Source organism: Shewanella sp. SACH (assembly GCF_001887095.2).
Lineage (GTDB): Bacteria > Pseudomonadota > Gammaproteobacteria > Enterobacterales > Shewanellaceae > Shewanella > Shewanella baltica.
On the sequence record NZ_MPDG02000002.1, the window covers coordinates 413936 to 436117 of the forward strand.

Here is a 22182-nt window from a genome sequence, read left to right on the forward strand (position 1 = left end):
TTATATGAAACACACCACCGAAGTGATGATCTCTGCGGAAGAGATAAGCCAGAAATTGGATCAAATGGCCGAGCTAATCAATGCCCATTATGCCAACAGCGAACGTCTGCTGATGGTAGGCTTGTTAAAAGGCTCAGTGGTCTTTATGGCTGACCTGTGTCGCCGAATTAAAGGCCATGTTGAAATCGATTTTATGTCGGTTTCCAGTTATGGCAATGCTATGACCAGCTCACGGGATGTGAAAGTGCTGAAAGATGTGCAATCAGATATCGCCGGTCGCGATGTATTGATTGTGGAAGACTTGATTGACTCAGGTAACACTTTAAGCAAAGTGCGCGAGATGCTGTTACTGCGCGAGCCTAAGAGCCTTGCACTGTGCACCCTGCTGGATAAACCAGAACGTCGTGAAGTGGATGTGAAGGTCGATTTTATCGGTTTCACTATCCCTGATGAGTTTATCGTGGGTTATGGTATTGATTATGCAGAGCAATATCGCAATCTACCTTACATCGCGAAAGTCGTGCCACTCGATTAAGTGTCCGATACCGTTTAAAACTCCCGCAACAGGCGGGAGTTTTGCTTTTTACGGTTATATAAAAAATAGTATAAATAATTGAACCATTAAAGATTGGTTTTTCAATCGATTAGCTAATTTTTTGCTTTAGTTCTGCAACCCATCATTGTAATTGTGTTTTTTAGCACCATCTTATTACTTTCTAATGTGTAAGGATCGGTACAAATATGGCGAATATTACCCATGCTCTGGTACTCGAAGGGCTTAAAAAAACCTATAAAGGCGGTGTCGAAGCGGTCAAAGGCATCAGCCTCACCGTCAATCAAGGGGATTTCTTTGCCTTGCTCGGCCCCAATGGTGCGGGTAAATCCACCACGATTGGTATTATAAGCTCCTTAGTGCAGAAGAGTTCAGGTTCGGTCAAAGTCTTTGATTATGATATCGATAAGCAGCTAGAACACGCCAAGCTTTGTATTGGTCTAGTGCCGCAAGAGTTTAACTTCAACCAGTTTGAAACCGTACTGCAAATCGTGGTGAATCAAGCGGGTTACTATGGTGTGCCTAAGCCTGTTGCCCTTGAGCGCGCCAAAAAATACTTAAGCCAACTGGATTTGTGGGAAAAACGTAATAGCCAATCGCGGGAATTATCCGGCGGCATGAAGCGACGGTTAATGATCGCCCGCGCCCTGATGCACGAACCTAAGTTGTTGATTTTAGATGAGCCTACCGCAGGCGTGGATATTGAACTGCGTCGCTCTATGTGGGAGTTCCTCAAACAAATTAATCAGCAAGGCGTGACGATCATCCTGACCACCCATTACCTTGAAGAGGCTGAAATGCTTTGCCGTAATATCGGCATTATTGATAAAGGCATTTTAGTGGAATGCACTAGCATGAAGGCGCTGCTCAGTAAGCTGAATATGGAGACATTTATTCTCGATCTGCGTCGCGATACATCAACGGCACCAGTACTCGATGGCATGGCTTGTCGCTTAACTGACTCTCATACCTTAGAGGTGGATGTGGTTAAAGAGCAAAATCTCAACGATGTCTTTAGCCAATTAAGTGCGGCTAATATAGAAGTGCTATCGATGCGTAACAAGTCTAATCGCTTAGAAGAACTCTTCGTCGAACTCGTGAAGAAAACTCAGGGAGTCTCTGCATGAACCAGCTCTATTTTATCGCCTTTAAAAGCATCTTAAGCAAAGAAATCAATCGTTTTACGCGAATTTGGATCCAGACCTTAGTGCCGCCTGCGATTACCATGACCTTGTATTTTTTGATTTTTGGTAACTTAGTCGGCAGCCGAATTGGAGAGATGGGCGGCGTATCTTATATGGAGTTTATCGCCCCAGGTTTGATCATGATGTCAGTGATCACTAACTCTTACTCGAACGTGGCGAGCTCATTCTACAGTGCTAAGTTTCAGCGTAATTTAGAAGAGCTGATGGTGGCTCCTGTGCCCCATTATGTGTTGATTGCTGGTTATGTTGGTGGCGGCGTGGCGCGCGGTTTATGTGTCGGCCTAATAGTGACGCTTGTGGCCATGTTCTTTGTTGATATTAGCTTGCATCATGCTGGTTTAGTGATAATGACAGTGTTTTTAACCTCAGTGCTATTCTCCTTAGGTGGCTTGATTAACGCTGTTTTTGCTAAAAGTTTCGACGATATCAGTATCATCCCCACTTTTGTACTTACCCCATTAACTTACCTTGGCGGGGTATTTTACTCCCTGTCACTTTTGCCACCTTTCTGGCAAGGCGTGTCGGCACTCAACCCTGTGGTCTATATGATCAACGTGTTCCGCTATGGCTTTTTAGGCTTCGCCGATATCAGCGTGCCATTATCCATCGCCATTATGATCGGTTTTTGTGGCGCCCTGTGGACCTTAGCTTACTATTTGGTCTCACGTGGGATAGGGTTACGTTCGTAACTGCTTAAAATCAAGATTGAGTTTTGAAGGGCATAAATTTTAATGCTCTTTTTATACCAATCACATTAAATATCTAATCAGTTCAGAGCCTCACAGGCATCCCAATCCAAGGCGCATTGACGTAGAAATGGTTATTCCCTTTTAAGTCAATGCAACACCGGAGTGGGATGCCCGTGAGGCTCCCGAAGGGTGGCTGATGTTAACGGCATGGCAACGCGCTTTATACTGCGTTCAAGGCTTTCGACAGAGCACCACTATGCCTTCAAGCCTCCGCCTTGTCTAAAGCGCGTTGAACTCCTGCTGAATGAACAGATATTTAATACGATTGGTATTATACGTAAATTTTGGTTTAGGCATTATTTTGCTTCATTTGTTATAGGAACTTGTTAAGGTAAATCTATAACTCGGCTCGTCGTTTTTAAGGGTAAAAGTATGAGAAATACTTTATATATGCTTGTTGTGAGTTGTTTATTTGGCTGTACTAATGCAAAAAACGAAACGGTAGCCACTGATAACCTCTCTGATAATAGTGCTAAGGTTGCAACTTCACCCTCACAAGATGTTGTATTAAATCCACTGCAAAAAGTAGCTCCAGCACCCAAAGGTGTTAATTCATCTACTGAGAAAAATAAATTATATCGTTATCAATTTAATGGTCGTCAGTTTACTACCTCAACGGAACAGTTAGTGAAAGGAACAGTGGTTTACGATACGCAAATGTCTGTATTTGGAAAGCTAAAAGGTTCGTTAGTACTTGTTAGTCAGTTGCCATTATCAACATTCTCCCCTGGTTTTAGCATTGATAACATTGCCGAGAATACCTATCGACTGATCCCACTCGATAGCCGTATTTTTTTGCTTGATGTGCTTGAACATCTGCAGGAGTTTGGTCAGGCTGAGTTGGAAGTTGATTATAGTCCAATGGATAAAACACCCATTATTTAGAGAGTGTTGGGCATCAGTACAGATAATAAAAAAGCCGCAAATTGCGGCTTTTTTAATTTTGGTTAATCTTATTATTTACGGCGGCGTAGTGCTGCCAAAGGTAACAAGATGAATGATAGCCAACCTAAACTACCACCTGAAGATTTACTCGGTGTTTCGACTGGAATGTCATTTACTTTTATTGACACAGTACTTACCACGTCGTCCATGCCATCATTTACTGTCAAGGCAAACGTGAGTGTTTCAGTTGCACTTACTTGCGGCGCAGTGAAGCTCAACGAAGCCGAATTTGCACCGGTTAATGTTACTGTATTTCCTGACGTTTGAGTCCAAGAGTAAGTGAGTACATCACTGGCGTCAGCATCAACTGCTACAGCGTTTATACTAACTGCTTCACCTTCTTTAACTTCGGTTGCACTAGGGGTTAAATTAACGGTTGGAAGACTATTATTGTTTACGGTTACTGACACCGTACTTACAACATCGTCAGTACCATCATTCACGGTTAGTGTAAATTCTAATACCTCAGAGGAATCCAACAGTGGTGCGGTTACACTTAATGATGCAGTGGTTTCACCTGTCAGTGTCGCTGCAGTTCCTGAGGTTTGTGCCCAAGAGTAAGTAAGGGTATCACTAGTATCTGCATCAACTGCTGTTGCATTGATGCTTATTGATGCACCCTCTTTAACTTCTGTAGCGCTAGGAGTCAAAGTGACGATTGGACGATTATTATCATTTACTTTGATAGATACAGTGCTAACAACATCCGCTGTACCATCATTCACTGTTAGCATGAACTCTAAAACCTCATTGGCGTCAACACTTGGTGCATTGAAACTTAATGATGCTGTATTGGCTCCTGTCAGCGTAGCAGTCGTTCCTGAGGTTTGTGTCCAAGTATAAGTGAGGACATCATTAGCGTTAGCATCAATTGCTGTTGCATTAATGTTAACGGCATCTCCTTCTTTTACTTCTGATGCACTTGTAGCTAAAACTACACTAGGTACGCGGTTATCACAGGCATTGAGATCGCCCGCCGTTTGTTCATTAAACACACTCGTTACAATATTTGAGAAGGTAATGTTATCGACAATCCAACCAAATTCATTCGAGTTAGTATCTGAAACAATACGGAAGCGGAAACGAACTTCGTTACCATTTAATTTAGTACCGAAGTTCACTGTTTCATTCGCGCCTGGGAACGCCATGAAGCCAGTAAAGGTTTGACGTCCAGGAAGTAGATCTTCGAGTACACCCGTATAGCCAGCACCTTCAAATACACCACCAACTTGTGTTACATCCGCCCAATCGCCTCCATTGATACTGATTTCTACCACACCGCCATCATAGTTTTCTTCAATTTCAAAGTATTGGAACCAGCTAATTTTAAAGTCGCCACCATAGCCAACAGTTACAGGCTTAGTCTCGTAAGCAACGTCTGAAGCAAAACCGTTGTTGGCGATACGAAGGTATTGAGTGTCAACAGGGAAGTAGTCTACATAATCGTTTTCAAGTTTCGCAGTGCCTTTGGCCATATCACCACCGCTGATGACGTGCTCTTTAAAATCGACTAACCCTGCCTGATTCTCCATATCACTTATAGACATATTGCTAACAGGGGCTTTATCTTTGAAGTCCATGTTAACTGTAGTAGTAAAGCTATACTCATCAGCCTCAGTTCCTTCATCTAACGATGGGAACGTCAGTTTTAATACTACGCTATCTGCAGTTGCAGCCTCATTGAGCGTCAGTTCAATAGGAATACTCGTCGCTTCAGCAAATAAGTCAAGAGAACCAAATGTGACTTTGCCATCATTTGCAAAGGTAATATTTTGGCCACTTGTAACCTCAACCTTACCTTCTAGTCCTTCAAATGTTTTGCTGCCTCGGTTAGTTATTGTGAAGCTAACCGTTCCTGTCTCACCTTTATCAAGAATGCCATCTTTACTGCAATAACCTACTGTCAAGCCTTCGTAATCGGCATTGACTGTGTGATTGCTAACTCCAAAACTAGATAGTTCAGCTTTATAAGATTCTACAACACCTTGATGTTTGGCATCGTAGCGAGCGGGTGAAACAGCACCAAGACCCATACCACGACGAGCAAAGGCTTTAACGAAAAGCTCATAGTCTTTCGGTTCATTTGCGTAGGCTGCGGCAAGTAAGGCGTCACGAGCCTCGGTATAAGTTGGCGCAATTGGTGTCATCTTATAAGCGGCAACGAGGTAGTTCATCATCATGCTTCGAGCTTCTGCAAAGCTATAACGTTCGTCGTTGATTAATGAAACATAACAGTCCCAAAGCATTGCGGCCCAAGGTTCACCTGCATCATGGACTTCAGCATTACCATTGACATCAGCTCCAGTTCCTTTGCCAAGTTCAACATTACCGAAGGTTAGTGGGTTGACTTCCATATCAGTACTATAAGGGTAGTTACGTATGCCGTTAAAGAAGGATGCAACATAAGTAATTGCAGCATAAGGTTTTTGGAATAACTCGTTGCCAGGGATCAGTGCATCATTTTCTTCAGAAATCACTAACAATGCATGGAAATCTCCCCAGCCTTCGCCCATCGAACGGCCTTGTTGGTTGATTAGACCTGATGAGTTACCTACTAAACGGTTACTGATGTAGTGCCCCCATTCGTGGGCAACAATCGCATTATCCCAAGAGCTATCTTTAAATGGCTTAGTATTGAACATGGTGACTGTGACGGGTTTAGTCGCATCGAGTTGCGCATAAATCAATGCGCCATCATTTTTTGATAAACCAATACTAGGGATTTTAACTGTATCATCGGTGCCACCCATAGGTGCTGGTTCTACAGTGCCAGAGTTATTCGCAATAAGCACACCAATAGCACCTGCTTGCTGAGCAAACTTAGCTTTAACGGTAAATCCACAGACACCACGATCGATAATGGCAATTTTTCCAGCTAATTCAGCAGTATTTGTTGGTGCACTACAACCATCGTTAACAGGAGCTACTCCGTCAACTAAACGAACCACATCGCCACTGATTTCAAATTGACCTTGTCCAAAGCTGGCGCGTTGTGTTGAATCGAGCAAACCGATAGCTGCATCAGAAGTCACTGTAACGCCATAGTCTTCACCGTTCACGGCATCTTTGCTATCCCAGAGATACATTTGCATTCTAGGTGATCGGCCATCAGCTGGTGTACTCATGTTGGCATTATTAAAGCCTGAGTTGTCTTGAACTTCAGCCCTAATCGCATCACCTTCTTCGCCGCCACGACCATAGTTTTGAGCTTGAGCGTTACCCGCTGCTTCATCAAAACCGTGATCATAAAACAAATCATGTAGATAGTTGTTCATGTAGAACAAGTTAACGATCGATGCCTTACGGTTATTAACTGAGCTTTCAGCTTGAGTTGTATTGTATTTGTAGTCGAAGGTTTTATCGCTGGTGATCTCAGCTGTAAAGTCGCCGTTGGTAAAGCCATCTGGAGCAAGGGCGTCCACGTAAGCAAATACGTTATTACCAGAGGTGGTTGTAGCCTCTTCTGCTAACCAAGGGTCCATTGTGCTGATAGGGCCTGAAGTGATAGTAACCATAGGAGCATCTAAATATTCAGTCGCATCGACTTGGTCTTTGCTCATCGCGGGGACAACATTACCATGAGGCCCATCCCATGGAATACCTTGTTCGTCAGCGTATATACGGTAATTGAATGCAGCTTCCTGTGCGGTAAGATTATGTTTAAATAAAACTTTGTTATCTACATCACTAATGACAAAAGAATAGAATTCAGAATCCACACTTTCATTGTCGGCGACTTCAATTTCGACATAATGCGCAGGAACAAGTGAGCCCTTTAATTCAAAAAATACCGGTTTAGCTCTAGGTTCCCCCTTAAGCATTTTTGAACTATTAGACGCGGCTACATTAAAGGACTGATATTTACCAATCTTAGACGTCGCACTGATGCTCACATCGGCAACGCCCATTGCTCTTGATGCAGCTTGTACTGCATTTTCGGGATCATTGAAATCTGTTTTTATACCTTTCAATTCAGTGACATTGGCAGTGCTTGTGGGTGATAAGCTGCCAGAAGTTGCGACTAAATTAAATTCACGATCCATTAAAACATTGAAACTGCTATTGAATACCTCAACTCCTTGATATTCTTGTTGATATTTTGCAATCATAGCGCCACGACCAGTATCGTGTAGGCTTGCTAATATTGGCTTCAAATTGGTGTTTTTACTTGTCGATAATCCGGTGACTTGATTGAGGTAAAAATCTGCAGCAAAGGCGAGTTTGTACTTAGCATCTAATGCACCCATATCTGGGGTTCTTTGACCAGATTTCGCCCATTGGAAAGTCGCAGTGCCAGTTTGGACATCATACTGATCTTTCATACCGCTGACTGAGTTAGCGGCCTGAGTTTGTTGACTGTTGGTCAGGTTATTTGAGATTTGGTTGATACGGAGTGTATTGTTGTCTGCATTGGCGGCAGCTGAAAGCAGCGCCGCTGATATGGCGATCGATAGTTTTGTCTTCACAACTTCTTCCTTGTCAATTAATGCTTTCAGCACTATAGGGAACGTGCATTTAGCTTGATTGTTATAGTTATGCTGCAATCTTTGATTTTAGCAATGAAGTTGTAACACAGTTTCACCACTCAGTTAACACCTTTGGTTGAAAAAAGACCTATGTCACATTTTATGGGTCGGCACATTATTTATGGTGGATTTACTGTTTTTCCTGTTTAAGGCTTAACCGCTCTGACTATTGGGTTTTGTAGGCTGATTAAGGTTTCTGTTGATTGGATTTCATCGATCGATTGAATGCGATTGATGAGTACGTGCTGTAAACCATCGATGGATTGGCACATTACCTTTACGAAAATACTGTAGTTACCTGTGGTGTAATAGGCTTCGACGACTTCTTCGAGGGCGTTGAGTTTGGCTATGGCGGCGGGGTAATCGCCTGCACTTTTAAGATTGATACCGATGAAACAGCAGACGTCATAACCTAGGGCTTTAGGGTTTACTGTGATCTGCGCGCCTGTGATGATCCCCGCTTGCTTCATTTTCTCTACCCGAACATGGATAGTGCCAGCACTGACGCTAAAGCGTTTAGCGAGTTCGGCAAAGGGCGTGCGGGCATCCTGCATTAGGGCTTCGAGGATATGATTATCGAGTTGATCGCGCTGAAATGCGGTATCCATAAATAAACTCTCTATAACGTAATGAATTGTCATAAAGTTACGTTTTTTTATGGGGAATTGCTACCGATTTTGCCCGTCTTAGTTGATTTTAGTGATCATTGTTCGCCCAAAGGCTCACAAAAAGGTACTTCTGCGCTAAAAGTCATACTGACACCCGTGTAGGGATGTTTGATGGTGAGCTCTGCCGCATGCAGTAATAGGCGTGGTGCTAAGGATTTGGCCAGTGGATCGGCATAAAAACCATCACCTAAGATCGGATGACCTAGTGCCATCATATGCACGCGTAATTGGTGTGAGCGGCCTGTGATTGGCGTGAGTTTCACCAGCGTCGAGCGTTTGGCGCGACTTATTACTTGGTAGTGAGTCAACGACGGTTTGCCCACAAGATGATCGACTTTCTGCTTGGGGCGATTCGGCCAGTCGCAGATCAGCGGATAATCAACGCTACCGGTATCATTTTTGACATGGCCAGCGACCCTTGCAAAGTAGGTCTTGCTGGTTTCTCTATCGTGGAACTGACGTTTTAATTCACGTTCGGCGCTGCGAATAAGGGCGACAACGATTACGCCTGAGGTCGCCATATCGAGGCGGTGGACGATTTGGCTATGGGGATGTTCAGCTTTTACCCGAGCATAGACACTGTCGTAATGGGCTGGATCGCGACCGGGCACAGACAACAATCCCGAAGGTTTGTTTATGACGATAATGTCTTTATCTTGATAAAGAATATCGAGCCAAGGGGTTGTCGGTGGTTGGTAAATAAAATCAGTCATAATGAGGCCTATTCGTCAATGCGCCGCAAAGATACTCTGCTAGGCTTGAGGGTGCAAGTGCGGCGCCCAAAGATTGCCTGTGGCAAGAACCTTTCTGAGATGACTAAAGCACCGAAGTAAAGCGCATTAGTTGATGATTTGCTGATAGAGCTGTATTTGAGTTCTTGCTATAATTACGCTCTTTTTTGTTAATGACCCTGTTGAGCCTTTGAAGCCATGAGCCAGCCAGAGATATACACTCCCGAGAATCTTTCTCACGTCCATAACCGCCTTGAGTTATTGGCGCCTGCAAAAAATGCTGACTACGGTATCGAAGCCATTCGCCATGGTGCCGATGCGGTATACATAGGGGGGCCCGCATTCGGTGCGCGGGCAACGGCAGGTAACAGTGTTGAAGATATCGCGCGACTCTGTACTTATGCTCATCAATATCATGCTCAGGTATTCGTCGCCCTCAATACCATTTTGATGGATAACGAACTGGCCGATGCCGAAAAACTCATTTGGCAATTGTACGAAGCCGGTGCCGATGCGCTGATTGTGCAGGACATGGGTGTATTGCAACTCAATTTGCCGCCGATTGCCCTGCATGCCAGTACACAAATGGATAACCGCAGCCCAGAAAAAGTGGCGTTCTTAGAGCAAGTTGGTTTTTCTCAGGTGGTGCTCGCCCGCGAATTAGGCTTGAGCCAAATCCGTGATGTGGCCGCGCATACTAATATGCAGCTCGAATTCTTTATCCACGGCGCTCTGTGTGTGGCTTACAGTGGTTTGTGTAACTTGAGTCATTCCTTTAGTAACCGCAGTGCTAACCGCGGTGAATGCTCGCAAATGTGCCGTCTGCCGGGCAATCTTAAAACCCGTCAAGGCGACGTGTTAGCGCAGAATGAACATTTATTGTCTTTAAAAGACAATAACCAAACTGAAAACCTCGAAGCGCTAATCGATGCGGGCATTCGCTCGTTTAAGATTGAAGGTCGCTTAAAAGATTTAAGTTACGTTAAAAACGTCACCGCGCATTATCGCCAAAAGCTAGATGCGATTATGGCGCGTCGCCCTGAGTTTAAGGCTTCGTCCCACGGCCGCTGTGAACATTCCTTCATCCCCGATCCTGAAAAGACCTTTAACCGCGGCAGCACAGATTACTTTGTTAACGAACGTAGCCAAGGCATTAAAGATTTCCGTTCGCCAAAATACATAGGCGAAGAAGTCGGTAAAGTGGTCAGCATAGGCAAAGACTTTATCCAAGTGAGCTCAACCCATGAGTTTAATAACGGCGATGGCTTAGCGTTCTTCCCTGCGAATTTTGCCATGGCAAAACAATCGGATGACAAACTGCAAGGCCTGCGGGTTAACCGCGCCGAAGGCTTAAAACTGCATATATTGCAGGTGCCAAAGGATTTAAAAGTCGGTATGACCTTATATCGTAACCATAACCAAGCCTTCGAAGCACTGTTATCGAAAGAATCTTCTAAGCGGATTATCGGCGTCGATTTACGTTTGAGCGACACTCAAGACGGACTGGCGCTGACCTTGACCGATATCTATGGCCTAAGCGCCACAGTCAATTTAGTGGTCGAGAAGACACTTGCGACAGATGTCGACAAGACCTTGCAAAATACCCGCACTCAGCTGGGTAAGCTCGGTAGTACCGACTTTGTTTCCCGCAGTATCAGTATCGATACGGCGCAAGCATGGTTCTTGCCAGCGTCTGTGCTCAATGGTCTGCGCCGTGATGGCGTTGCCGCCTTAGAGGCTGCCCGTGTACAAGGTTATGTGCGTCCACTGCCGTGGAAACATAATCAAGATGCAGTGTATCCCGTCAAGCATTTGAGTTACTTAGGTAACGTCGCTAATGAGAAGGCCAAGGATTTTTATCAACGCCACGGCGTAATTGAGATCCAAGACACCTATGAGAAAAACGGCGTCACCGAAGACGTGCCATTGATGATCACTAAGCATTGTCTGCGCTTTAACTTCAATCTGTGTCCGAAGGAAGTACCAGGCATCAAGGCCGATCCTATGGTGCTTGAAATCGGTAACGATGTGCTCAAGTTGGTATTCGACTGTCCTAAATGCGAAATGATGGTGGTCGGTGAAAACCGTCAAGTGCGAGGCCAGAAACACCTTTAACACTTGTTATTAGGAGCATTGCCCAGTGCAATGCTCCTAACACCCATTCAGCTAACATCTGCGCGCCTACATCTGCCTACCTATCATTGATGTTGTTCTCACCATAGCTACTCCCATATTTTCATCAAAGCCCGATATTGCACATGCGACGATCAGCGGATATCTTATTGAAAATAATATCAATAATAAGGGATGTTAAAATGGGATTGTTAGACGGTTTACTCGGTAATGCTTCTGAGGTTGATTTACAGGAATTAGCCGAGGAATTAAGGCCCATCATGGGCATTCAAGAAGAATTAAAACTCGCCTACAAAGTGATCCGCGATTTGTTTATTTTCACCAATAAACGTCTGATCTTAATTGATAAGCAGGGGCTTACTGGCAAGAAAGTTACTTACCATTCCATACCGTATAAATCCATTACCCATTTTGAAGTGGAAACCACAGGCCATTTTGATATGGATGCCGAGCTCAAAATCTGGATCTCAGGCCAGAGTGAGCCTTTAGTCAAAGAACTCAAGCGTGGTACGGATGTCGTCGGTATTCAAAAGACTATCGCCACTTTTGCGCTTTAGTTTTAAGTGTTGCTACTTAGATTTCCATTACTTCTATCGAGCTGGCGATTAAGGTAAGTAAGACAAATAAGGTAAGCCAAGTTAAATCAGGGCTTACCGCATTATCTATACTACCCTTCATATCAATTGGTACTGACATTATCCATATCAACTTGATTAATTTAACAATATCGCATTCGTGCTGGTGGTGTGCTCTATCGGCTCTCCTGCCATAGTGTAGGTTTCGGAGAGCTTGAGCTTACCTTGCTCATCGTATTGATTGTGGATACCGACCCAGAATTGTGCTTCTCCTTGGATCTGTAAATTACCTTCTTCGGCAATGTGGCTATTGGGATGATAGCGCTTCATTGAATAAAGCTTACCTTGCTCGTCGTATTGATTGTGGATACCGACCCAGAATTGTTCTTCTCCTTGGATCTGTAAATTACCTTCTTCGGCAATGTGGCTATTGGGATGATAGCGCTTCATTGAATAAAGCTTACTTTCGTCGTCAAATTTTAAGTGGTAAGACAATATCGGCTCTTTGGCGTCGACATCCGCTGCGGCTTGTGTTTGTGCTTGTTTCGCTGTGGTATCGCCATTGAGTCTGTGATACTTGTTGCGGGACAAATATGCGCTATTGCTGCTATGGCTAGCACTGTGTTCACTGTTATCTGAACGCTGGTTTAGCCCGTCATTTTCCCAATCAGCACGATCATAATCAAAGTCATCGCTCTCGTCTTCGCTTTAATCATAGTCACTGATGTCGCAACAATCGTAGCCATAATTACGGGGCTCTGCGTTATCCCATTCTGCTTCGTCATCTTCTTGAGTCGATAGAGGCTGATTAGCATCAAAGTAGTGACGACTTTCTATAAGTTGGCCTTCTTCATCTAGCCAAACTTCACGATACACTTGTCCTTGGGGCGTAAAACGCTGCCAATGGCCGATATCGAGGTAACGGCCATCAATAATTTGGATTGTGCCAGTTTCTAAGATTAAACCTTGAGGTGATAAGGATTTAGAGCTAAATAAATCCCCTTGTGTACGGGTGAGTAACCAGCGAATAGTGCCATCTTCATAGTATTCGATGCGAGTGTCGGCAATACCGTCTTGATAGTATTCCCTTTGATTATTCTCAAGATGATAGCCGCAGCGGGTATTAGAGTGGCTCTGATAGGATTCGAGGATCCCCTTTTTGTTATAAAAGCTGGATTCTCTGAGGTAGCCTTGGCCGTCACGCACTTCATACTCAGAGATAGTGCGAATGGTGCCATCTTGGTAAAACCAGCGAGCAGTGCCGTCACGGTTGCCTTGGGTGTGCGGTAAATACATTTGAACTTGCTGGTTTTCGTAATATTCAATAAAGGGCTCTACCGAGAGATTATTTTGGTATTGGCCTTCGCCAGAAAGCACGCCGCTTTGGTAATAGCTTTTAAACAGACCTTCTCTGAGTCCCTTTTCAAGATAGATCTCAAGGGCGAGTTGGCCATTGTCATGGTACCAATAGGCAGTGCCTTGTTCTTTGCCATTCTCGAAGGGGATTTTCTCTTCGAGCTGACCATTGGCATACCATTTTTCTCGGTCGCCGTGGGCAATACCGTTATTGAAGTTGAGTTGTTTGGCGAGCTTTCCATTTGGATGCCACTCTTTACGCTCCCCTTCAATCAAACCTTCAGCATTGAACTGCTCTCGCCATGCGATATGTCCGCTTTCATAAAAGGTTTCGACGCTTTTACCCATGTCATTAATGAAGATGGTTTGCTTGATCAAGCCATTGGTGTGAAACCAAAACTCTTGCACTATATTGCCATGCTCATGAGTAATTTCGGCTTGTAGGGCGCCACATTCGTAGTACATATACTCAATGCCGTGGATTTTATTCGCCACCATAGGGCGGTTAAGCCATAAATTCCCAGATTCGTAGAAACGCGCCAAGTTGTTGATATAGTTGCCACTGCGGTCGAGTTCGGCGGTTTCTCTTATTTTGCCATTCGTATGATAACGGGTGACATACATGCCATTCGCGTGGCGATCTTCACTTTGCGTTTTCTTGCCCTCATGGTCGTACCATGTTTGTTTGCCGAGTTGTAGGTCATTAACAAAGTGGCCTTCAAAAAGCAGTGTCCCTAGGGCGTCGAATTGGCGCGAAATCCCATTACGCTCGCCAAAGTAATTTGAATCGACGGCTTGGGTGAGGCCTGGACTTTGGGTGACAATTCTCAGCATACCCGCGCCGTCTTCAGAATGGAGTTGATGGTAAGTGCGATGCAGTTGGCCTGTTAAACTGGCGTAATCTTGAATGTCGCCTTGTACTATATTGTCTGCATCGAGCGTAAAGTGGCTTATCAATAAAGCCACTAGATTGTTAAGTTCAACTTGCCATAATGCTGTTGTCTGGTCGTTCGTTTTTGGGATGATACTGCAGACTTTGTCTTTGCCGAGCCAAAAGTGTTGCTCGGGAAAAGGGGATTGATTGCCGATTTCGAGGCGGTCGAATTCGGTTTGGTGAAAGTCGCAGCATTCATTGGCATTTTCCCAGCCTAAGAGTTCTATGACTTGGGGCGTATCGTAGTGATAGAGAGTTAAGCCGTGGTTGGCATTTTCTTCACAAGCGGTCGCGTCTGCCTTTGTCGCATGGATTTTTAAGCTGAAGTGACGCTGGAATAGCGGCGCAGCGACTAACGGCTCCTGCGTTTGCTCTTGGCTGGGGACTTGTGGTTCAGTATGAACATAAATGTCTTTCGGATCGCAGCTAGTTTTGCTTGAGGGAAATAATTTGGCTTTTAGTGCGCGAAACAACGACATTGGGGGAGATCTCCATATCCATATGTAAAACAATAAGCTTATCTGATGGGTACTCATGGCCCTTGAGTATTTCAGTGCGCATATCATAGCGGTTAATGGTTTCGTTTCTCAATGTTTGATTGTTAAAAATACAGTTTAATCAGCAGAGAGAGCGAATAAAAGCAGAGGAATAAACACAAAATGCTTGATAACTTTTTTGCAAAATTACCCACTGATTTATCGGCGGAAGTGTTTGAAAAACTGGCGGGTAATGACACTGTGACCATAGAGCGCATTGTCTCTAATGGGCAATATACCCAAGCTACCTGAAGATACGAGTTTCAGAGCGCTTAGGGTGCTTCAATTCAAGGCGCATCAATGACAGAATGTCGGCCACCTTCTGAATTGATGCAACACGGAAGTGGAGTGCCCTAAGCGCTCCGTCCCGGCGGGTTTTAACGCACTTTATGCCGTGTTGGCTATTTTTAACTTAGTCCACTAGGTCTGCAAATAGCCGCCTTGCCTAAAGTGCGTTAAATTCCCGCTGAATCCTGCATCTTCAGGTGGTTTGGGTATCTACCCGAAGCTCAATGGTACGATCAAACTCAACATGAATGGGTGATGTTACTTAAAGGGGAGGCGACGCTTGAATTTGAACAAGGTGAACCCGTTACACTAACCCCAGGTGATTACTTAACGATTGTGCCCCATCAAAAACACCGCATTGCTTCGACTTCTAACAGCTCAGAAACCCTATGGCTCGCGGTATTTTACGATTGATGAGGGCAGTCGCGTTAACACCGCCGACTAACGATTCTGCCATAGCCAACTGGGCGTATTGAGCAAGTCTTGGCCTTGGATCTGCGTTTGGCCTAAGGTTTTGTCTAAGGCCAAGGTATTGCAGTGTTCAAATTGACTTAAGGCATTAATAAGCCGATTAGCATGGGAAACCACCCACAGCTGACACTCCTCTGATACCTTAGCAATTAAGCGTGCCAGCGCAGGCAATAAATCTGGATGCAGACTGGTTTCTGGCTCGTTTAACACCATAAGTTCTGGCGGTCTTGGGGTCAGTAGGGCGGCGATTAACAGCAAATAACGCAAGGTGCCGTCCGACAATTCACTGGCATTGAGTGGCCTTAATAAACCATGCTGATGAAATGCGAGCACTAAAATGCCGCCCGCTTGAGGCTCGATTCGAACCTTAGCACCGGGAAATGCATCGCTCACCGCATGATCGAAAGCCGATTTATCGCCTATCTCAAAAATGGTTTGAATTGCCGAGGCTAAATCACGGCCATCGTGGTGCAATACCGGCGTGGCCGTGCCTAATTGTGGTCGCCGTGCAGGGGCTTCTGCATCGGTTCTGAAGTGATCGTAAAAGCGCCACGCGCGGATACTATCGCGAAGCTTGAGCACTTCTGGGCAGCGCTCGGGATCGGCAAGCTCGGTAAAAATACTGTCGCCAGTTTGCAGGTGGGCGCCTAAGATTATCCAGCCTTTTCCATCAGCACTGCGGCTTTTCACCATAGGACCACGGCGCTCGACTAACACTGTAGAGGGGCGATACTTAGGTCCGTTCCAAATGGCTTCGCGCTTGATTTGTGGATCTAAGCCAAACAGCGTAGTAGCGTCGGGTTCAGGTAAACCGAGTTCAATAAGATAGCTAAAGTCCTCGCCGGCAAAGCCGAGCTTTAAGCGTTTTGGCGCTTGCCTGACGGTGGCTTCAATGGCTGTGTCGCCCGCTAACATGCTTTTGGTGAAGTTTTCTGGCCCCGCCCAAAAGCTGGAGTCGAGTCCGCCTTCTTGGGCTAATGCGTTGACGACACCGCCTTGCGCCGTTTGTGCCAGTAAACGTAGCGCCTTGTATAGATTCGATTTACCACTGCCATTTGCCCCTGTGATCAAATTGAGTTGCCCTAGGGGCAAGACGATTTCACGCAGAGAGCGATAATTGAAAATGGCGAGTGTGGTCAGCATAGAATATCCAAGACTGAAACGAGCAGATAAGCCCGTAAATTTTTCGACAACGTAAATTAAACAGGGCGATAAAACAATGCTATTTACAGTAGTACTTTATTGAGCACGCGTTGCCAGTTGCCACCCATAAAGCGGTCGCGGTCGGTGGCTTTAAAGCGTGCCTTGGCTAAGGCATCGTCGATACGGCTCATGCGATCGATATGATTTAGCTCGGGTATCACGACATGCCTTGGCTCTGCATCAAAACCTAGCACGCCTTTTGCCCTCAGGCTGTACCACCATTCTTGATATTCTTTAATGCCTTGGGCGTTATTGTTATCAAGAGCCAGTAAGTTTTCTTGGCCACGCAGTGGGAAGTCATTGGCGATTGCCACACTATCCACACCGCCGACACGCGAGACGTATTCCAGTTGGCGAATATAGTCATCGATCGTGGGCACGGCATTATTGGTGAGCCAGAAGCTCATCATAAATACGCCGAATACGCCGCCGCTATCGCCGATGGCGCGGATCACTTCATCGGGTGAACAACGGGCATGGTTAACTATGCCGCGCGCTGCACCGTGACTCTGCACTATGGGAGACTTCGTGATCTTAGCGACATCTAAAGCGGTTTGGGCGCTGGAGTGACTCACATCGACCAAGATATTGGCATGATTGAGTTTGGCGATAAGTTCGCGTCCATGGGTGGTGAGCGGCTTGTTGAGTCCGCCATTGGCATCACTGTCTAAGGCGCCGCCGGCAAAGGTATTGCCATAGTGGTGGGTGAGCTGTAATACGCGCAGCCCTTGTTGATGGAATTCATCCACCCGTGCCCACTGATTAGCTTCACTGTCTTCTTCGACACAATCTGCGCCTTGGATTTGAAAGAATACCGCAGTGCGCTGGCTGTCGCGGGCACGTTGAATATCTCCTCCCCTCAGGCCTTGCAGTAAAATATCGGGATGATCGCTCACCCGTTTAGCAGCCTGCTTAATGCTTTCCATGCAGGCTTTATAGGTGCGTTTGTAGTTTTGAGTGCCATCGGCTTGTTCTATGGTCTCAATCGCCGAAATATCGCATATATAAGCATCGAGTTTAGAGGCTGTTACATCACTTAAGTCATCGGGAAGGAAGGATAAACCATCGACATATATCCGCCTCTGTGCGGCGGCAAAGCTAGGTAAACTGGCGAGTGGGCTTAACAGGGTTGCTGCGCCAAGACCTTTAAGAAGAGTACGACGGTGGTGATTGACTGCCTTGATGGGCATGCTCGGTTCCTATCAATAACTCAAATGTAACTTCTTTATACCTTTTTAGGGCGTAGAAGTCTTTGATTAAATCCCTTTTTTGGCCTTTATCCCCGAGCTGGAGTTGTGATGATTTGTTATTGCCAAGCGGTTTCAATTATCGCTTATCGCAGTAAATGAAAACCCTTGGCCTGTGGCTATCGTGAAGATATCGTGAAGCTATAGAGTGGCTTCAAGCATGGCTTTTGCGAGTGAATTAAGGCCGTTGGTGCGTGATGGGCTGAGCTGACCTTCTAACCCCAATTGTTTGAAGTAAGCTGTAGGATCAAATGCTTGGATCTCAGCGCGACTTTTGCCATGGCAGGCGCCAAGCAATAATCCGATCAATCCCTTAACAATGCGGGCATCGCTGTCGGCTAAATAATAGTGCTTCCCAGCCTGTTCGAGATGATAAATCCACGCATCACTTTCACAGCCTTTTACTTGAGCGGCTTCGACGCGAAGTTCTGGGCTTAAACTCGGTAAGTCTTTCCCTAGCAACATAATTTGGCGATATCTTTCCTGCCAGTTAGGTGCCTTGGTAAAACGCGCTAGCAAGGTCTCGGCATCTTGCACTGAATAGTGAAAATCGGTCTCGCTTGGCATAGGCATAGTCGAATCTGTCATAGGGCTAAATCCTGTCTCACTTATTTGAGCGTAACTTATCTTGAACGCATGAGTCGCGTGGTTCAGTCGTTAAATACTGGATCACAGCAGCAAGTCTTTTACCGAGGCCAACGCGGCAATAAAGCGGTCGATATCGTCTTTATTGGTGTAGATACCGATAGAGGCGCGGCAACAGCCCTTAAGATTCAGACTCTGCATTAATGGCATGGCGCAGTGATGGCCGCAGCGCACGGCAATCCCTTGTTGGTCCAGCAAAATGCCCACATCTTGATGATGTTCATCGGCAAGATTAAAGGCGACGACGCCAATATTGTCATCAAAAGCGCCGTATAAATGCACTTCACCGAGCGCGCGCAATTGGCTTTGTAAATAGTTAACTAATTCAGCTTCATAAGCTTGAACCTGCGGTGTGAGCTCGGTTTGTAAAAATGTAATGGCCGCGCCCAAACCTATGACTTCGGCAATTGGCGGCGTGCCCGCTTCTAAGCGATTCGGTAGGCTGCCAAATTCTGTCGCTTCAAAACTCACGCGTTTAATCATCTCGCCACCAGTTAATAGTGGCGCGAGATTATCTAAAGCGTCGAAACGGCCGTAAAGCACGCCAACGCCAGTCGGACCATACATTTTATGCCCCGAAAAAACGTAAAAATCACAATCGATTTCAGCCACATCCAGCGTTAAATGCGCCACTGCTTGCGCACCATCAACTAAGGTTATTGCACCTTGGGCTTTTGCTAACTGAACTAACTGAGCCACGGGATTGACTGTGCCTAGGGCGTTGGAAACATGGCAAAGCGCGACGATTTTTGGCTTTAACTCGAGCAAGGTTTTATAGGCGCTGACATCTAAGCGGCAAGCTTGATCGAGAGGGATAGGCTTAATCAGCGCACCTGTGCGTTTCGCCAGCTCCTGCCAAGGTACGATATTGGCGTGGTGGGCGGCGGCGTCGATTAATATCACATCGCCTGCGCTTACGTGTGCAGTGAGTCCAAAGGCGACTAAGTTGATTGATTCTGTGGTGCCGTGGGTAAAGATGATTTCTTCGCGGCGTTCGGCCTTTAAAAATAGTTGCAGTTGATCGCGCACTTTTTCATAACTTAAGGTCGATCGCGCCGATAACTGGTGCGCCGCGCGGTGTACATTAGCATTGTCGTTAGCGTAAAACTGCGCCATGGCATCTAACACCATTTGCGGTTTCTGGCTGGTGGCTGCGGTGTCGAGATAACACAAGGGATAGCCATCAAGCAGTTGATTTAACGCTGGGAATTGCGACCTAATTTTAGCATTGCGCTGCTCTGCTTCTAATGAACAAAGAACCGCTGTGGCATCAGGAGAGGCACTTGCCGAAGGATGTGAGGTAACAGTATTCGTCGCTGTGTGAGTCACAGTATTTGGCGTAGGCGATGCAGGTTGAGTCATAGATGAGGCTAAAGGCAATGAAAAAGGCCAAGGGATCTTCTGTGATCTGCCATGTTAATGCAAGTTTTAGCGGTTTGTTGAGGTGTAGGTATTGGAAGGCGGTATTGAGCGTCTAATTTCACCAACGTTTGTTCAAACTTCTGCCCTCTGGTATTTCGCGCGCCTTAAACGGGTTTTGACTTTCTAACATATCATCGAGCTTAGCTATGATGCGATTTTTCTAATGTTTAAGTTTTTCTTTTAAATTCAGCTAATACTTTACGCTCAATTCAACCACCCAAAGTGAAAACTGCGACTATTCTCAATGGGACGTCCTTTGATATCGGTGTTTGTTGGAGACCCGTTTTATGGTGCAGTTTTTAAAAGATTTACGGATTAAACATAAGATGATCGCCCTCGTTGGGGTGATGTTAGTGCTGATCCTGATTTTGTCTGGTTTTAGTTTGTTGAAAATGCAGCGAGTTTCTGAGGAAATCCAAGGCATTGCAAAGGAAAATATTCCATTAGTGAGATTATCAACCGACGTCACCATTAAGCAGCTCGAAAGCTCGGTCATTTTAGAAAAAGCGTTTCGTGCGGCGGATATTGAAGCCGCATCGAGTCAGCCCATTTTAGCGGCGTTTATTGCGGATGTGATTCAGCATAAAGAAGACATTAATAAGGAGTTACTCTCGACTCAGTCTATGCTCAATGTGGCATTAAAAGAGGCTAAAAATCCGCTATTACATGAAAAAACGCAGCAGTTAAATCAAGATATTGGCACGATTATTCAACGTTTTGGTGACTATGAAGCTTTACTTGCCACTGTCATCACAGGTATCCAGCAAAAAGAAGAACCAGCCGCTTTAGCTAAGCGGGTTGAATCCTTAGAGGTTGCGCAAAACGAGTTTAATACTGAGCTAAGTCAGTTCGTTGAGCGGTTAGAGCAAATGACTCAAACCGCGGTTTCTGTGACTGAGGACGAAGAGCTTAGGGCGATTTATGGCTTAACGATTATTTCTATCGTGTCTTTAGTCATAGGCTTATTGATTGGCATCGCTTGCAGTCAATACATGGTCAAATCTATCAATCGGTTACGTAATTCTGCCGCTAAGATGGAACAGGGTAACTTTAACCAAGAGCTGCGCGTCGATTCTAAGGATGAACTGGGCGAACTCACAGTCAGTATGAATCAAATGGCGTGGACCTTAAGTAAAACTGTCGGCCAAGTGATTGCTCGAAGTGAAGAAATTGCCTCTATGGTGACCGAGCTTAATGCGGTGGCCGAAAATAATCGTGAGGCCATGTTAAGGCAGCAAGATAATACCGACCAAGTCGCCGCCTCTATGACCCAAATGGCGGCAACGATCACTGAAGTGGCGAGCAGTGCAGAAACCGCTTCATACTCAGCGGGACAAGCCGAGCATAAGGTGAAAGAAAGTTGTGAGGTTGTCGATGCGAGTGAGAAAATCTCCAAACAGTTAGTTGCCAGTGCCCAGTATTCGAATCAACTTATTCAACAGGTTCAAGCGAGTACCGGAAAAATCCTCAACTTTGTCTCTGTAGTCGATGCGATAGCGGGGCAGACGAACTTGTTGGCCTTGAATGCATCGATTGAAGCGGCGCGGGCGGGAGATCAAGGACGTGGGTTTGCTGTGGTCGCCGAAGAAGTGCGGGCGCTGGCAACTCGTAGCCAAACCGCCACGCAGGAGATCAGCGATCTTATCCAAACACTCGTGAAAGATGCTAAGTCCTCAGTCGAATCCTTCGCCAATAATGATAAGCAAATCAGTGAGTCATCATTGCTCGTTAATCAAGCCAAGCAGCACCTATTTGAGATTTTAGATGCCTTAACTGAACTGACTCAGGCCAATGCTCAGGTCGCGACCGCAAGCGAGGAGCAAGCCGTCACCGCTGAGGATATCAGTGAGCGGATTAATGAGATTCGAGATTCAGGGGAATTGGTACTTGGCAGCGCCAATGAAACTGCAAAAGCCAGTGAGTCACTGTCTCAGCAGGCCAATTCACTAAGGGAAACCATGCAGCAGTTCAAGGTGCGTGCTGTTTAATTGAAAA

At 45.6% G+C, this 22182-nt stretch carries 18 protein-coding genes and 1 pseudogene; 10 read left to right on the top strand and 9 right to left on the bottom strand.

What is annotated here, in order from left to right; genetic code table 11:
- The first annotated feature begins 4 nt into the window (after nucleotides 1-4).
- The 5 genes from hpt to BM607_RS09785 all read left to right on the top strand — a co-directional run bounded on the left by hpt (nucleotide 5) and on the right by BM607_RS09785 (nucleotide 3392).
- Complete coding sequence (gene hpt / locus BM607_RS09765; RefSeq protein WP_071938545.1) at nucleotides 5-535, top strand: hypoxanthine phosphoribosyltransferase; 531 nt, start codon at nucleotides 5-7, stop codon at nucleotides 533-535.
- 206 nt (nucleotides 536-741) lie between these two features.
- Nucleotides 742-1680, top strand: a complete 939-nt coding sequence (locus tag BM607_RS09770) for an ABC transporter ATP-binding protein (protein WP_071938544.1) — start codon at nucleotides 742-744, stop codon at nucleotides 1678-1680.
- A complete protein-coding gene (locus tag BM607_RS09775) occupies nucleotides 1677-2447 on the top strand; it encodes an ABC transporter permease (protein ID WP_071938543.1) in 771 nt (256 codons plus the stop codon). Before BM607_RS09770 ends, BM607_RS09775 begins: the two co-directional genes overlap by 4 nt.
- Nucleotides 2448-2654: 207 nt before the next feature.
- Nucleotides 2655-2837 (top strand): hypothetical protein, encoded by a 183-nt coding sequence (locus BM607_RS22130; RefSeq protein WP_071938760.1) that lies wholly within the window; start codon nucleotides 2655-2657, stop codon nucleotides 2835-2837.
- A 42-nt stretch (nucleotides 2838-2879) separates the two neighbouring features.
- Nucleotides 2880-3392 (top strand): hypothetical protein, encoded by a 513-nt coding sequence (locus tag BM607_RS09785; RefSeq protein WP_071938255.1) that lies wholly within the window; start codon nucleotides 2880-2882, stop codon nucleotides 3390-3392.
- Nucleotides 3393-3463: 71 nt separating this feature from the next.
- Here BM607_RS09785 and BM607_RS09790 read toward each other — a convergent pair whose 3' ends face one another.
- The 3 genes from BM607_RS09790 to rluA all read right to left on the bottom strand — a co-directional run bounded on the left by BM607_RS09790 (nucleotide 3464) and on the right by rluA (nucleotide 9359).
- On the bottom strand, nucleotides 3464-7918 hold the full coding sequence (locus BM607_RS09790) for a rhombosortase-dependent M36 family metallopeptidase (protein WP_083548562.1): 4455 nt from the start codon (nucleotides 7916-7918) through the stop codon (nucleotides 3464-3466).
- Nucleotides 7919-8124: 206 nt separating this feature from the next.
- The gene (asnC, locus tag BM607_RS09795) at nucleotides 8125-8586 is read right to left on the bottom strand and encodes a transcriptional regulator AsnC (RefSeq protein ID WP_006080290.1); all 462 of its coding nucleotides are present in this window, start codon (nucleotides 8584-8586) and stop codon (nucleotides 8125-8127) included.
- A gap of 95 nt (nucleotides 8587-8681) precedes the next feature.
- Nucleotides 8682-9359 (bottom strand): bifunctional tRNA pseudouridine(32) synthase/23S rRNA pseudouridine(746) synthase RluA, encoded by a 678-nt coding sequence (gene rluA / locus BM607_RS09800; RefSeq protein WP_011845850.1) that lies wholly within the window; start codon nucleotides 9357-9359, stop codon nucleotides 8682-8684.
- 216 nt (nucleotides 9360-9575) lie between these two features.
- Here rluA and BM607_RS09805 point away from each other — a divergent pair, with 216 nt between their 5' ends.
- Nucleotides 9576-11492: a U32 family peptidase gene (locus tag BM607_RS09805; RefSeq protein ID WP_071938254.1), complete on the top strand. Its 1917-nt coding sequence runs from the start codon at nucleotides 9576-9578 to the stop codon at nucleotides 11490-11492.
- A 200-nt stretch (nucleotides 11493-11692) separates the two neighbouring features.
- Entirely contained in the window at nucleotides 11693-12067 is a 375-nt protein-coding gene (locus tag BM607_RS09810; RefSeq protein ID WP_006084057.1) for a PH domain-containing protein, read from the top strand.
- A gap of 156 nt (nucleotides 12068-12223) precedes the next feature.
- Here BM607_RS09810 and BM607_RS22135 read toward each other — a convergent pair whose 3' ends face one another.
- Complete coding sequence (locus tag BM607_RS22135) at nucleotides 12224-12676, bottom strand: hypothetical protein (protein ID WP_249269578.1); 453 nt, start codon at nucleotides 12674-12676, stop codon at nucleotides 12224-12226.
- A 117-nt stretch (nucleotides 12677-12793) separates the two neighbouring features.
- Nucleotides 12794-14854, bottom strand: a complete 2061-nt coding sequence (locus tag BM607_RS09815; RefSeq protein ID WP_249269579.1) for a toxin-antitoxin system YwqK family antitoxin — start codon at nucleotides 14852-14854, stop codon at nucleotides 12794-12796.
- Nucleotides 14855-15034: 180 nt separating this feature from the next.
- Between BM607_RS09815 and BM607_RS09820 the strand changes: the two are divergent.
- Nucleotides 15035-15151 (top strand): annotated as a pseudogene (locus tag BM607_RS09820) (cupin); the annotation flags it as partial.
- 219 nt (nucleotides 15152-15370) lie between these two features.
- Entirely contained in the window at nucleotides 15371-15613 is a 243-nt protein-coding gene (locus BM607_RS09825; RefSeq protein ID WP_349289759.1) for a cupin domain-containing protein, read from the top strand.
- A 27-nt stretch (nucleotides 15614-15640) separates the two neighbouring features.
- On the opposite strand, the gene BM607_RS09830 is transcribed toward BM607_RS09825, so the two are convergent.
- From BM607_RS09830 to BM607_RS09845, 4 genes are all read right to left on the bottom strand, one after another.
- A complete protein-coding gene (locus tag BM607_RS09830) occupies nucleotides 15641-16813 on the bottom strand; it encodes an AAA family ATPase (RefSeq protein ID WP_071938542.1) in 1173 nt (390 codons plus the stop codon).
- 83 nt (nucleotides 16814-16896) lie between these two features.
- On the bottom strand, nucleotides 16897-18063 hold the full coding sequence (locus BM607_RS09835; RefSeq protein ID WP_071938541.1) for a membrane dipeptidase: 1167 nt from the start codon (nucleotides 18061-18063) through the stop codon (nucleotides 16897-16899).
- Between the two features lie 198 nt (nucleotides 18064-18261).
- The gene (locus BM607_RS09840; RefSeq protein WP_071938540.1) at nucleotides 18262-18708 is read right to left on the bottom strand and encodes a SufE family protein; all 447 of its coding nucleotides are present in this window, start codon (nucleotides 18706-18708) and stop codon (nucleotides 18262-18264) included.
- An 81-nt stretch (nucleotides 18709-18789) separates the two neighbouring features.
- On the bottom strand, nucleotides 18790-20127 hold the full coding sequence (locus BM607_RS09845) for a cysteine desulfurase (protein ID WP_071938539.1): 1338 nt from the start codon (nucleotides 20125-20127) through the stop codon (nucleotides 18790-18792).
- A gap of 347 nt (nucleotides 20128-20474) precedes the next feature.
- On the opposite strand from BM607_RS09845, the gene BM607_RS09850 reads away from it, so the two are divergent.
- Nucleotides 20475-22175: a methyl-accepting chemotaxis protein gene (locus tag BM607_RS09850; protein WP_071938538.1), complete on the top strand. Its 1701-nt coding sequence runs from the start codon at nucleotides 20475-20477 to the stop codon at nucleotides 22173-22175.
- Nucleotides 22176-22182: the final 7 nt, after the last annotated feature.

Bases quoted from the DNA above. Each gene is read 5' to 3' on its own strand.
- hpt (WP_071938545.1), top strand. From the start codon at position 5: ATGAAACACACCACCGAAGTGATGATCTCTGCGGAAGAGATAAGCCAG.
- BM607_RS09770 (WP_071938544.1), top strand. From the start codon at position 742: ATGGCGAATATTACCCATGCTCTGGTACTCGAAGGGCTTAAAAAAACC.
- BM607_RS09775 (WP_071938543.1), top strand. From the start codon at position 1,677: ATGAACCAGCTCTATTTTATCGCCTTTAAAAGCATCTTAAGCAAAGAA.
- BM607_RS22130 (WP_071938760.1), top strand. From the start codon at position 2,655: ATGGCAACGCGCTTTATACTGCGTTCAAGGCTTTCGACAGAGCACCAC.
- BM607_RS09785 (WP_071938255.1), top strand. From the start codon at position 2,880: ATGAGAAATACTTTATATATGCTTGTTGTGAGTTGTTTATTTGGCTGT.
- asnC (WP_006080290.1), bottom strand. From the start codon at position 8,586: ATGGATACCGCATTTCAGCGCGATCAACTCGATAATCATATCCTCGAA.
- rluA (WP_011845850.1), bottom strand. From the start codon at position 9,359: ATGACTGATTTTATTTACCAACCACCGACAACCCCTTGGCTCGATATT.
- BM607_RS09805 (WP_071938254.1), top strand. From the start codon at position 9,576: ATGAGCCAGCCAGAGATATACACTCCCGAGAATCTTTCTCACGTCCAT.
- BM607_RS09810 (WP_006084057.1), top strand. From the start codon at position 11,693: ATGGGATTGTTAGACGGTTTACTCGGTAATGCTTCTGAGGTTGATTTA.
- BM607_RS09815 (WP_249269579.1), bottom strand. From the start codon at position 14,854: ATGTCGTTGTTTCGCGCACTAAAAGCCAAATTATTTCCCTCAAGCAAA.
- BM607_RS09830 (WP_071938542.1), bottom strand. From the start codon at position 16,813: ATGCTGACCACACTCGCCATTTTCAATTATCGCTCTCTGCGTGAAATC.
- BM607_RS09835 (WP_071938541.1), bottom strand. From the start codon at position 18,063: ATGCCCATCAAGGCAGTCAATCACCACCGTCGTACTCTTCTTAAAGGT.
- BM607_RS09840 (WP_071938540.1), bottom strand. From the start codon at position 18,708: ATGACAGATTCGACTATGCCTATGCCAAGCGAGACCGATTTTCACTAT.
- BM607_RS09845 (WP_071938539.1), bottom strand. From the start codon at position 20,127: ATGACTCAACCTGCATCGCCTACGCCAAATACTGTGACTCACACAGCG.
- BM607_RS09850 (WP_071938538.1), top strand. From the start codon at position 20,475: ATGGTGCAGTTTTTAAAAGATTTACGGATTAAACATAAGATGATCGCC.